This window comes from Streptomyces sp. HUAS ZL42 (genome assembly GCF_040782645.1).
Classification (GTDB): domain Bacteria; phylum Actinomycetota; class Actinomycetes; order Streptomycetales; family Streptomycetaceae; genus Streptomyces.
Map to the genome: position 1 here is coordinate 6,636,685 of NZ_CP160403.1, position 12,518 is coordinate 6,649,202.

Consider the following 12,518-nt stretch of genomic DNA (forward strand, 5'->3'; position numbering starts at 1 on the left):
GTTTCTCTGAGCAAACTCTGGAGGGTCTGTTCGGCTCGAACCCGGAAGCGAAGGTGTGGGGCGTGTTCTCTCCGGGTCACACATCGGAGCGCGTCAGTCGCCGTGGCGGTGGCTGCGGTCGGCGCGAACGCCGGATCCGGACCGGCCATCCTCACCCGAAGCTCAAGGAGGAACACGTGGCCGCCGTACCCATCACCGACATCGACATGTTCGCGACCTCGGACCAGCGCACTCGCTACGAGCAGTATCGGCACCTGCGCGAGCTGGGCGCCGTCGTCCGGCTGCGTGAACCGGACGTGTACGCGGTCACGCGTTACGACGAGGTGAAAGCCGCCCTGGCCGATCACGGCGCCTTCATCTCCGGCGAGGGCGTGGGATTCAACCCCGACGTCAACCAGATCATGCGGGGCGTCACTCTCGTCAGCGACCCGCCGGAGCACGACGTGCTGCGCTCCGTCGTCGGGGCGGGACTGCGGCCCCGCGCCGTGCGCGATCGCAGTGAGGAGATCGCCCAGAAGGCGCGGGACCTCGTCGCCGACGTCGTCACCAGGGGCGAGATCGACGGCGTCACCGAGCTGGCCCAGGCGATGCCGATGCTGGTCATACCCGACTACCTGGGACTGCCCGACCGCAACCGCGAGCACCTCTACGAGTGGGGGCAGGTGGGCAACGACCTGCTGGGCCCGGTCACGGAACGCACGCCGCACAACATGGAGATGACGCTGCGCCTGTTCCAGTTCGCGGGCGAGCTCGCGCAGAACAGGGAACTCGCGCCTGGAAGCCCCGGAGCCACCATGCTCGAGGCAGCCGATCAGGGTGTCATCCCCAAGGAGAAATGCCCGCTCCTCCTCGTCGACTTCATCGGCCCCTCGCTGGAGACCACGGCCGCGGCGATCGGCCATCTGCTCGCCGTCTTCGCCGAACGCCCGGACCAATGGGCCGCGCTTCGCGCCGAGCCCGGCCTCGTGGCTTCGACGATCAACGAAGTCCTCAGATACGAGAGTCCGGTGCGGGGCCTCACCCGCATCGCGGCGCGCGACACCGAGCTCGCAGGGGTGACGATCCCGCAGGGCGCCCGTGTGTGGGCCCTGTTCGCGTCCGCCAACCGCGACGAGCGGAAGTGGGAGCGCGCGGACGAGTTCGACTTCCGCCGCAATCCGGTCGACCACCTCGGCTTCGGATACGGCCCGCACAGCTGCGTCGGTCAGGGCGTCGCCCGCCTCGAGCTGCACGCCCTGATCCACGCGCTTCTCGAGTCCGTCGAGCGCATCGAGTTCACCGGCGATCCGGTGATCGCGGAGAACACGATCCTGAACACGCACGCCGAGATCCCCGTCCGACTCGTGGCGAGGAAGGCGGCCTAGCGGAAGGGGGCTCCGACCGGCTGAGCTCGAGGGCGTTCGCACCTGGGTGCGGCGCCCTCGGACCCTTATCGGCATGCCTGCGTACTCAGGCGCAGCTACTCGCACTCCCGCAGTCCCGGAGAACGCTTGTAGCCCAGGATCAGCACGTCGCGCAGGGCCGTGGCGCCCGCCTGGGCGGCCGTGATGGGACGTACGGCGTGCAGAACCTTCTGGTCGGCCCAGAACATCGTGTCCATCCGCGAGGTCAGACAGAACTCGGTGATGAGTTCCTTGGACTCGCTGTAGACCTGGGATTCGCCGCCCGTGACATTGAGCCGGTTCATCAGGTGAATCGCACCGAAGTCGACCTCGTCGCGATGCGGGCCCTCCGGCGTGGGCTCGCCGACTTCGTCCGGGGTGCTGATGATCCGGAACTGGTGACACTGCACGTCCCAGGGGTCGTCCAGCCACTGCGGCTGGACCGGGAACCTGGCGAAGTCCAGGCGGATCAGCCTGGTCAGCAGGGGGTTGTGCAGTGTCGCCCGGCTGAGCGGGGCGACGTCGCGTTCGATGCCGCCGGCGTACTCGTTGACGCCGTCCGACTGGTAGTAGGGCCGGTGCGGACGGAGCCGGATCAGTCCGCTGCGCGGCAGAAAGTAGAAACGGTCGTAGCGACGCTCGCGGAATCGTGATCCGTTCTTCAGATACTTGTCGACTTCCAGGTCGTTCCATTCGCCCGCCAGTTCCTCCTCGAAACGGTGAAGCTCCGGATCGAGTGGAAACTGATCGCGCGTCAGCAGTGAGTAGCCGAGGTTCCGCAGTTCTTCCCGGGTGTCGGTCGACACGGTGGGGTCCTCCAGATGCCGGTTCTCTCTCCCGGTGCACGCCCGGAATTCTCCGGCCGAGTTTCGCACCGCGGCGCTGACGGCGAACTGACAACGCGATCCCCCCGGCGCGGGAGACGAAGGCCGCGGAAGTGCAAGGTCGGGCCGTGGGTCAGCCTCGCGTCAGCCGGTGGCAAGCCCACCGTGTTGTACTCGAACCCGTCTGGCAGGAGGGTGAACACGATGGCGCCTATTGCCGAACGGCTGGAATCACTGTCCAGGTCGGAACGCTGGACAGTTCTCGAATCCATGGTCGTGGCGGAGTTCAAAACGGCCTTGCTCATGAGCGAGGACGAAGAGCTGCCGTTGGAGGACAGTTACTTCGAACTGGGTCTGACATCCCTGGCTCTCACCGATGTGAAGCAGCGCCTCGAGGCGCTCCTCGGCCAGGGCATCAGCAGCACCGTGATGTTCAACCGGCCGACCGTCGAGCAGTTGATGGACTACCTGACCGGCGAGGTCCTGGTGGAACTGTTCGACTCGCGGGCCGCGGCCGGGTAGCGGCCACGCCGGGCCGCCCGCCCGCAGGGCACGAAGAAATGGCCAGCACAAGCTCACCGGACAAGGAGGCGGCCGGCATGCCGGAATCGGACCTCGCCGCAGTGCGACAGAGGCTGGACGCGGCAGAGGAGACCATCCGTCAGCAACAGCGAACCATCGGGCAGTTCGTTCTGGAGAAACACGAGCCCATTGCCGTCGTCGGTGTCGGAATGCGTTTCCCCGGTGGCAGCACCACACTGGACGAGTTCGAGGCGTTTCTTCGCGAAGGGCGTTCCGGTATAGGCCCCCTACCGCGCTCACGCTGGCTTTCGGACGTGGCCGAGGAGAAGATCACGGCAAAGGCCGGTGGATTTCTCGACCGCATCGACGACTTCGACGCGCAGTTCTTCAACATTCCGCCCAGCCAGGTGCCGTACGTCGATCCGCAGCAACGGCTGCTTCTGGAGACCGTGTGGGAGGCGCTGGAACACGCCAACATCGATCCGGCAGGACTCCGCCACGGCGACGGGGGAATTTACGTCGGAGCTTCGCCCCTGGACTTCGCGCTCGAACTGGAGTCGCTGGGTGACGAACAGCTCGACGGCGCCCTGACCACGGGTATGGGCGGCTATTCGATGTCCGGTCGGCTCTCCTACTTCCTGGGCTGGCGCGGGCCGAGCCTCACCACCGACACCGCCTGCGCCTCGTCACTGACGGCGCTGCACCTGGCCGTCGAGGGGCTGCGCCGCCGTGAGTGCGGGATCGCCCTGTGCGCGGCCGTGAACGCCCTGCACAATCCCCGCTCGTTCGTCATCCTCTCGCACGGCCGGATGCTCTCGCCGGACGGCCACTGCAAGACGTTCGACGAGGCCGCCGACGGGTACGCCCGGGCCGAGGGCTGCGGGGCGCTCGTCCTCAAGCGGCTGTCGGACGCGCTGATGGACGGGGACACCGTGCTCGCCCTGGTGCGCGGCACGGCGATCGGCCAGGACGGTGAGAGCGCCGGCCTGAGCGCCCCCAACGGTGTGGCTCAGGAGGCCGTCATGCGGTCCGCCCTCGCCAACGCCCGCCTGGAACCGGGCGACATCCAGTACGTCGAGGCGCACGGCACCGGTACCCCGCTCGGCGATCCCATCGAAATGGAGTCGATCAACGCGGTGTTCGGCGCGTCCCACGCCAAGGAGGCGCCGCTGACCGTGGGTTCGCTCAAGGCCAACGTGGGTCACATGGAGCCGGCCGCCGGTCTCGGCGGGATCATCAAGGTCATCGCACAGCTGCGAGCGGGCACGATCTTCCCGCACCTGTGGCAGAACCCCTCCGGCCGCATCCCCTGGGACAGCTACCCGGTCACCGTGCCCACGCGGGCCCACCCCTGGGAGGCACCCGTACGCCGCGCGACCGTCAACGGGTTCGGGGTCGCCGGAGCCATCGGCGTCGCCGTCCTCGAACAGGCGCCGCCCCCCGACGTCGCGCACACACTGCTGGAGCGGGCGGGCCACACCACCACCGCAGAGGGACGGGTCGTCACCGACGACACGGGCGACGCACCCGAGGGACACGGCGGGCAGGACGAGCCCGGTGGGCACGTCTTCACCCTGTCCGCCAAGACCCGGCCCGCGCTGCGTCTGCAGGTGGAGCGCCATCTGCGCTTCCTGGAGAGCAACCCGGACACCGGCCTGGCGGACCTGTGCCACACGCGTGCCGTCGGGCGCACCCACTTCCGGCACCGGCTGGCCGCCGCGGTGGAGAGCGTCGACGAGCTGACCGCCGTACTGAGCGAGGAGCTCGGCCGGGCGGGCGGCGAGGACACGGCCGCCGGCCGGCCCGCCGCGGACACGTACCGCAAGGTGGCCTTCCTCTTCACCGGTTCCGGCTCGCAGTTCGTCGGCATGGGACGGGACCTCTACCGCGGCCACCCGGCCTTCCGGGAACACGTCGACGCCTGCGACGCCCTGTTCGCCGCGGTGCTCGGCAGGTCCGTGCGCGACATCATGCTCGGCGAGACGGCGGACGCGGAGGAACTCCTCGACACCACCCGCTACGCGCACGCGGCGCTGTTCACGCTGGAGTACGCGCTCGCCCGGCTCTGGCTGTCGTGGGGCGTGCGGCCCAGTGCCCTGATCGGACACAGCGTCGGCGAGATCGTCGCCGCCACGGTCGCCGGCCTGTTCTCGCTGTCCGACGGGGTGTCCTTCCTCGCGGAGCGTGCCCGGCTGATCGAGTCGGTCTCCCGGCCCGGTGGTATGGCCGCGGTGTCGGCACCGGCGGACGAGGTCGGCCCGCGGCTGGCCCGCTGGCCGGATCTGGCGGTCGCCGCGGTCAACTCTCCTCGCCAGTGCGTCGTCTCGGGCGGCGCGGAATCGCTTGCCGCGGCCGTCGCCGACCTCAGGGCGGCCGGCTGGACGGTCACGCCGCTGCGGGTGTCGTCGCCGTTCCACTCGCCGCTGATGGCCGAGGTGTCCGACCGACTGCGCACGGCGCTGGGCAAGGTCCGGTTCCGCGAACCGGAGCTGACCCTGATCTCCAACGTGACCGGCCGGGCGGCCCGGCCCGAGGAGATGTCCACCCCCGACTACTGGGTCCGCCACCTCAACGAGGCGGTGCGGTTCGAGGAGGACGTACGCGCCGTCGACGAGCGCGGCCGCCACGTCTTCCTCGAGGTGGGTCCCTCGACCGCCCTGACCTCCCTGGCGCGCCAGTGCGTGGATGCCACGCGCCACCGCTGGCTGAGCTGCCTCAGCCGGTCCGACACGACGGGGAAGACGATCCGCCGGGCACTGGCCGCCCTGTACGAGGCCGGGCCGGCCGTCGACTGGCGCGAGGTGTACCGGGGTACGCCGGGGCGCAGGATCCCGCTGCCCGGTTACGCCTTCGACCGGCGCCCCTACCGTCTGCCCGCCCGGCGCGATCCGGCCGGTGCCGACGTCCACCCGCTGCTGGGCCGGGAGACGCCCGAACCGGATGGGAACGGACAGCCGGGACCGGTCCGGCGGTTCACCGCCCGGATCAGCGCCGGACAGCCCGGCTACCTGGCCGACCACACCCTGGACGGCCGGGTGTTCCTGCCCGCCGCGGCCTACGCGGAGACGCTCTTCGCTCTCCAGGACGCCCTGTACGGGACCACCACCCGCCCGGTGGAGGACCTGCGCTTCCACGAGGCGCTCTTCCTCACCGCCCGGCCGGTGCTGCTGACCACCCGCGCCGAGCCCACGGGCGACGGACGCCTTCGCGTGGAGATCCTCAGCGGCCCCCTCGAGACGGGGCAGGGCCATGAGCGGCTGCACGCGACGGCCGTCATCGCGGCCGACCCGGCGGACGGCACCGGAGTGAGCGCGACGGGCGGGGCGCTGCTGAGCCGTGCCGACGCCCTCTCCGGCGTACCCCTCTCCGCCGACCGGATCCTGGACGGGGACGGGGTGCGGGAGGCCTACGAGCGGGCCGGGCTGCGGTACGGGCCGCAGTTCCGCCGGGTCCGCCTCGTCGCCCGGTACGAGGACGACCTCGCCGTGGGCGAGCTGTACGGCGGGGACGTCTCCCGGTCCGAGCACCTTCCGCCGCCGCTGCTCGACGGCGCCACGCACGGCCTGGCCGTCCTCGCCGACGACGGGCACCGGTACGTGGCCACCGGAATCGGCCGGCTGCGCCTGTTCAAGAAGCCCCGGGCCGGGGAACTGCGCACCGTCCTGGGCCTCGACAGGAGCGCCGACGCCGGTGACGGCGGAACGGCGTTCACCCTCGACGGACTGTTGCTCGAAGGCGACAGCCCGGTCGTGGAGCTGTCCGGCATGGCCTTCACCCGCCTGGCCCCCCGCGCGGCCACCACGGCGTCCGCCGCGGGGCCGGCCGAGGCGCAGCACCGGGCCCGCCGCGTGCTGCCCGGACGGGACGCCCTGCTCGCCGCGTCGCCGGACGCGCGCAGGACTGGGCTGCTCGACGTGGTCCGCTCCACCGTCGCGGAGCTGCTGGCGATCGACGACCCGGACACCGTCGACGCCCGTGCCACGTTCCTGGAACTCGGCGTGGACTCGCTCAGGGCGATCGACCTCAAGGACCGGCTCGAGGACGCCCTGCGCGTCCCGCTGGTCTCCTCGGCCGTGTTCGACCACCCCACGGTCGAGGACCTCGCGGACGCCCTGGGCCACCGCCTGACCGCCGGACCGCAGGCCGGCCCCGCCGCCCGCGCAGGCACCGCGGCCGGGGCGAACGAGCCGGCGGCCACGGTGCCGGACCGGCTCGGCTGACCGGGACGGCACCGCACGGCGCCACTCACCACCGCACCGAGTCCCTGCCGCGCCCACCGGGTGCCGGCCCGACGAACGAACCGAGGGGCCCCATGGACAACCGGAACGAGAGGACACTCGCCGCACGATCGGCGCTGCACGCCGGTCGGCGCCCCGACCATCCAGCCGTCGTCTGCGAGGACCGCACGCTGACGTACGGCGAACTGCACCGGCACAGCAACCGCACGGCCCACGCCCTGCTCGCCGCCGGGCTGCGCCCGGGAGCCCGGGTGGGGTACCTGGGCCAGGAGTCGGAGCACTACTACGACATCGCCCTGGGCTGCGCCAAGAGCGGCACCGTCCTGGTACCGGTCAACTGGCGGCTGACCTCCGGCGAGGTCGAGCACATCCTGCGCGATGCCCAGGCCGAACTGCTCTTCGTGGAGCGGGAGTTCAGGGATGTCGTGGAGCGGCTGCGGCCGTCCCTGCCCCGGCTCGCCCACATCGTCGAGACCGACTCGGACACCCATGTGGCCGGCGGCTTCCTCGCCTGGAAGGAGGGACAGCCGGACACCGACCCGCCGGCGGCCACCGGGTTCGACGACGCCGTCGCCCAGCTCTACACCAGCGGCACCACCGGTCTGCCCAAGGGTGTCGTGCTGGCCCAGCGCACCTTCTTCACGTTCATCGCCGACATGACGGCGCACGGCGTGGACTGGATCGACTGGCGGTCCGACGACCGCGGGCTGAGCTGCTTCCCCGGTCTGCACACCGCCGGCTTCGGCTGGTTCATGCACTCGTTCAACGCCGGCGCCACCACCGTCATCATGCGCAGGTTCATCGCCGACGAGGCGGTGAGGCTCATCGAGCGGCATCGGATCACCACGCTGTGGGCCGCCCCGGCCATGCTGCGCATGATGCTCACCGAGCAGGGCACCACCCGCGACACCTTCAAGTCCCTGCGCAAGGTGGTCTACAGCGGCTCCCCGATCGACCGGGAACTGCTGCTGACCTGCATGGACGTCCTGGGCTGCGAGTTGGCGCAGGGGTATTCGTCGGCAGAGGCGGGCAGCTTCGTGACCTGCCTGGCACCGAGCGACCACGTGCCGGGCAGCGAGGTCCTGGGCTCCGCCGGCCGGGCCTGTCCCGGCAACGAGGTCCGGATCGTCGACGACGGGGGAAACCCACTGCCGCCGGGCCGGGTCGGCCGGGTGTGGGTCAGCAGCCCGGGCCGGTTCGTGGAGTACTGGCGGATGCCCGAGGCCACCGCGCAGGCCGTGACGGACGGCTGGCTCGCCATGGGGGACATGGGCTACCTCGACGAGAACGGCTACCTGTTCCTCGTCGACCGTGTCAACGACACCATCATCGTGGCCGGCCAGAACATCTACCCCACCGAGGTGGAGAACGCGCTGCGACAGCACTCCGCGGTCGAGGACGTCGCGGTCTTCGGCGTGCCGGACGCCCACTGGGGCGAGGCGGTGCGCGCCGCCGTCGTACTGCGACCCGGCGCCGAGGCCAAACCCCGCGACTTCCTCCGCTTTCTCAACGGCCGCCTCGCCGGCTTCAAGATCCCCACCGGTTACGACCTCGTCGACTCCCTGCCCCGCAATCCGACCGGCAAGGTGCTGCGCCGCGTGCTCCGGGAGAGCCACGCGGGTGCCGGGGCCACGGCGGGCGGGTGAAGGCCGTGCCCGGGAGCGAGCCCGTGCGGCTGACGGAGCCGGCGACCGCCCCGGCACGCTGGCTGCACCCGCCCGACGCGGAACCGGACGCCGCCGTGCGGCTGTTCCTGTTCCACCACAGCGGCGGCGGTGTCACGGCGTACCACGACTGGTACGGGCAACTGCCGAGCGACGTCTGCGCCCAGGGCGTGCAACTGCCCGGCCGTCAGGAGCGGCGCCACGAGCGGCCGTACTCCCGGCTGGCTCCGCTGGTGGACGCGGTGGCCGAGACGCTGCTCGCCGATCTCGACGAGCGTCCTTACGCGGTGTTCGGGCACTCGATGGGAGCCCTGCTCGCCTATCGCACGGCCGTGGCGCTGCAGGCCCGGGGCCGCCCGCCGGCGCTGCTCGCCGTCTCCGGGTGGGCGCCGGAGGGCTTCGGCGGGCCGTCGGCACGGGCGCCGGGCCCGCTGACCGCTGAGCGGGCCGTGGCCGAGATGCGCCGCCTGGGGGGCCTGCCCCCGCAGGTCGGTGACGATCCGGACCTGCTGTCGGCGGCCGCGCGGGCGATGGCCGCCGACAGTGCCGTGTGCCTGGACTACGAGGACGACCGGGCGGTTGTCGACTGCCCTGTCGTCGCCTACGCCGGACGGGAGGATCCGCTGCTGGATCCGGCGGCTATGCGGTCCTGGGCCGGCCGCACGCCCCGGTACCTCGGGTGCCGGCTGTTTCCGGAGGGTCATTTCTTCATCCGTTCACAGGTCCCAGCCGTCACCGCCGATCTCGTGCAGTTGCTGAGGCGGTACGCGGCGGACCCCCGGCCGAGACGGGAGACGTACCGTGCTGCCTGGACCGAATGAACTCACCGACCGTTATGTGGCGTTGTGGAACGAGACCGACCCCGGGCGCCGCCGCGAGGAGGTGCCACGGCTCTACGCGCCCGACGCCACCTATGTCTTCTACCGGCGGGACCCGATCCACGGCCGTGCGGCCATCGAGGCACAGATGGCGTACACCCAGGAGATCTACGCCCCCATGGGATACGTCTTCAAGTCGGGGCACAACGCGACGGGGCACCACGGCGTGATCCGGTTCAGCTGGGTGATGGTCTCGTCCCGGACCGGCGAGATGGAGATGGCCGGGCAGGACGTCCTGGTGCTGGACGAGGATGGCCGGATCCGCTTCGACTACCAGTTCCACGACCGGTTGCCGACGTCCTTCGTCTACAACGACGGGTACGAGGAGCACGGTGTCGCGGTTCGGCCGGCGAGGCCGGAACGGGTCGGCCCCTGAGGCCGGACGGCACCGGCCCCGCACTCTTCGCGCACACGCAGCGGCCCCGCGGCGCATCCGCCGCGGGGCCGCTGCGGCGTGCTCAGGCTGCCGCGCTGCTCACGGAGTCCGGGCAGTACAGGCCGATGATGGCCTCGGCAGTGGCGGCGGCCACCCGTGCCGGGCCGGCGGCCCCCATGACCTCGCCGTTGGCCAGCATCCCGCCGATGACCAGCATCAGCGCGTCGGCCATGGCCTCGGGGTCGTGGGATCCGGCCTGTGCTCCGAGGTCGCGGAGCCAGGCGCGCACCTTCTCCAGGTGCTGCCGGGCCTCGCGGCGTCCCGGGTGCTCGGGGTCGCGGAATTCGCTCGAGGTGTTGAAGTAGATGCAGCCGCGGAAGCCGGGGTCGCCGACGCTGTCGTAGAAGAAGTCCATCAGCGCCATGATCTGCCGGACGGGGTCGCCGGCGTGCGGCTGGGTGACCCTGCGCGCCTGCTCCCACCACTCCTCGTCGCTCTGCCGGATCCAGGCCGCGACCAGTTCGTCCTTGCTCGCGAACTCGCGGTACAGCAGGCTCTTGCCGACTCCGGTCGCCTCGATCACCTGCTGCATGCCCACCGCTCGCACACCGCGCTCGCTGAACAGCTTGGCGGCGGTGCCGAGAATGCGCCCACGGGTGCCGGGTGCCGGCGTGCGTGCCATATCTGACTCCCTTCACGCTTCCCCCGTGGCCCCAAGCATACGTTTGACAGGCCCAGTTGTGGACGCTATAAATGGACCGATCGGTCCCGGACCGATCGGTCCGGGATCTTGAACGCAACGTCGTCGCCCTCCGATCGGAGTCTGTTCATGACTGAGGCGTCCCCCACCTCCCCGCCGGCGGCCTCGCCCGCGCCCGCGGACGTCGGTGCGCCGGCAGTGAAGAGCCTGCCCCTGCTGCTCGCGGTCGTCTGCGCGGTGCAGTTCCTGGACGCGATGGACATCGCGTCCATGGGGCCGGCGCTCCCGCTCATCGAGAAAGACCTGGACATGTCCCCCGCGGCCCTGCAGTGGGTGGTGTCCGCCTATGCGCTGGGCTTCGGCGGCTTCCTGCTGCTCGGCGGGCGGCTGGCCGACCTGTTCAACCGCAAGCGGCTGCTCATCGGCTGGCTGTTGGTGTTCGTGGTGGCCAGCTGTCTCGGCGGCATCGCCGACAGCGGCCCGCTGCTGGTGGCGGCCCGGCTGGTCAAGGGCATCAGCGCCGGCATCACCGCGCCCGCCGCGATGGCGATCCTGCTGGACGCCTTCCGTGACGAGACGGCCCGCAACCGCGCTCTGGGCACCTTCCTCGCCGTCGCCTCGGCGGGCTACTCGCTCGGGCTGCTGCTCGGCGGTGTGCTGGCAAGTGCCTCCTGGCGGCTCATTCTCTTCCTGCCGGCCGTCGCGGGCCTGCTGATCGCCCTGCTCGCCGCGTCCACGGTCCCGGCCGGGCAGCGCCAGACGGAGCGCGGCAGCCTGGACATCCTCGGCGCGGTCACCGTCACCGGGGGCGCGGTCGCGCTCGTCTACGGACTCAGCAACGCCGCGGGCGAGGGCTGGGGCGATCCGCTGACCGTCGGCTCGCTGGTCGCCGCGGCCGTGCTCCTGTCGCTGTTCGTCCTGGTCGAGCGGGGGCACTCGGCGCCGCTGGTGCCGCTGGGCATCTTCCGGCGCGGGCAACTGGTGCGCGCCAACATCTGCATGCTCTTCTTCGGTGCCTACGTCTCCTTCCAGTTCGTGCTGACGCTGTACTACCAGCAGGAGCTCGGCTGGTCGCCGATGCAGGCGGGCCTCGCCTTCCTGCTCGGCGGTGTGCTCACGGTGGGCGCGGCCCGCTACGGCGCCGCCCTGGTCACCAAGCACGGCGCCTGGCTCGTGGCGACCGTGGGCCTGGTGATGATGAGCGTCGGCTACCTCGGCTGGGTGCTGCTCCTCGGTCACGTCGATCCGGTCGTGACGCTCCTGGTCCAGCAGCTGCTCGGTGGCATCGGCTTCGCCGGTGTCTACCCGGCCATGAACATCGCCGCCGTCGGCAGCGCCGGCGAGGACGAGCAGGGTCTGGCCTCCGGGCTCTTCAACGCCGGGGCGCAGGTCGGCAACGGCATCGTCATCGCCGTGACGGCCACGGTCTTCGCCCTCGTGAGCCAGGACGGACTGGAGCCCTACCGGGCGGGTCTGTGGACCGTCACCGGAATCACCCTGGTGGTGACGCTCGTCGCCGCCGCCGGCGCGGCGAAGTACCGGAAGCGTCCGGTCTGAGGTTCCTGTTCGGCCCTTCGAGCGGCCGTGCAGCGTGGGGCGGCATCGACAAGAATCCCCCGTATTCGCCGACCCCCACGCTGCACGGCTTTTTTCTCGATCTTTTTCGGTACACGCCTTTTCGGACACGGTGGAGTGTTTCCGGTCGTCGATTTTCGGTCGGTCGAAATGGCGAACCGCGACTTGGATATCGACTCGGTTGACAGTGTCAAGGATGACCGGATACGGTCAGGGACCGATCGGTCCGTATCGAACTTTCCAAAACTCCAGACATCAGGAACGGGAAAGTCCTACGATTCAACGGATGTGAGCCGCAGTCTCGGACGGCAACGTTCCGGTTTTTTGCTGTCCACCGGATGTCAAGATCGGTTCAAGCC

At 70.6% G+C, this 12,518-nt stretch carries 9 protein-coding genes; 7 read left to right on the plus strand and 2 right to left on the minus strand.

Going from position 1 to position 12,518, the window contains the following annotated elements; translation table 11 throughout:
- Positions 1 to 176: 176 nt before the first annotated feature.
- On the plus strand, positions 177 to 1,364 hold the full coding sequence (locus ABZO29_RS30260; RefSeq protein ID WP_367323328.1) for a cytochrome P450: 1,188 nt from the start codon (positions 177 to 179) through the stop codon (positions 1,362 to 1,364).
- A gap of 95 nt (positions 1,365 to 1,459) precedes the next feature.
- Here the strand turns inward: ABZO29_RS30260 and ABZO29_RS30265 are convergent, their stop codons facing one another.
- Positions 1,460 to 2,188 (minus strand): 2OG-Fe dioxygenase family protein, encoded by a 729-nt coding sequence (locus tag ABZO29_RS30265; RefSeq protein ID WP_367323329.1) that lies wholly within the window; start codon positions 2,186 to 2,188, stop codon positions 1,460 to 1,462.
- 321 nt (positions 2,189 to 2,509) lie between these two features.
- Here ABZO29_RS30265 and ABZO29_RS30270 point away from each other — a divergent pair, with 321 nt between their 5' ends.
- From ABZO29_RS30270 to ABZO29_RS30290, 5 genes are all read left to right on the plus strand, one after another.
- On the plus strand, positions 2,510 to 2,728 hold the full coding sequence (locus tag ABZO29_RS30270; protein ID WP_367323330.1) for an acyl carrier protein: 219 nt from the start codon (positions 2,510 to 2,512) through the stop codon (positions 2,726 to 2,728).
- Positions 2,729 to 2,805: 77 nt separating this feature from the next.
- Positions 2,806 to 6,948 carry a type I polyketide synthase gene (locus tag ABZO29_RS30275; RefSeq protein ID WP_367323331.1) on the plus strand — a complete coding sequence of 1,381 codons (4,143 nt, stop codon included), beginning with the start codon at positions 2,806 to 2,808 and terminating at the stop codon, positions 6,946 to 6,948.
- Positions 6,949 to 7,040: 92 nt separating this feature from the next.
- Positions 7,041 to 8,612 carry a long-chain-fatty-acid--CoA ligase gene (locus ABZO29_RS30280; protein WP_367323332.1) on the plus strand — a complete coding sequence of 524 codons (1,572 nt, stop codon included), beginning with the start codon at positions 7,041 to 7,043 and terminating at the stop codon, positions 8,610 to 8,612.
- Positions 8,613 to 8,635: 23 nt separating this feature from the next.
- Positions 8,636 to 9,451: a thioesterase II family protein gene (locus ABZO29_RS30285; RefSeq protein WP_367323333.1), complete on the plus strand. Its 816-nt coding sequence runs from the start codon at positions 8,636 to 8,638 to the stop codon at positions 9,449 to 9,451.
- Complete coding sequence (locus tag ABZO29_RS30290) at positions 9,432 to 9,884, plus strand: nuclear transport factor 2 family protein (RefSeq protein ID WP_367323334.1); 453 nt, start codon at positions 9,432 to 9,434, stop codon at positions 9,882 to 9,884. Before ABZO29_RS30285 ends, ABZO29_RS30290 begins: the two co-directional genes overlap by 20 nt.
- A gap of 82 nt (positions 9,885 to 9,966) precedes the next feature.
- Here the strand turns inward: ABZO29_RS30290 and ABZO29_RS30295 are convergent, their stop codons facing one another.
- A complete protein-coding gene (locus ABZO29_RS30295) occupies positions 9,967 to 10,566 on the minus strand; it encodes a TetR/AcrR family transcriptional regulator (protein WP_367323335.1) in 600 nt (199 codons plus the stop codon).
- Between the two features lie 147 nt (positions 10,567 to 10,713).
- On the opposite strand from ABZO29_RS30295, the gene ABZO29_RS30300 reads away from it, so the two are divergent.
- Positions 10,714 to 12,141, plus strand: coding sequence for an MFS transporter (locus ABZO29_RS30300; RefSeq protein WP_367323336.1), 1,428 nt, complete (start codon positions 10,714 to 10,716; stop codon positions 12,139 to 12,141).
- Positions 12,142 to 12,518 lie beyond the last annotated feature (377 nt).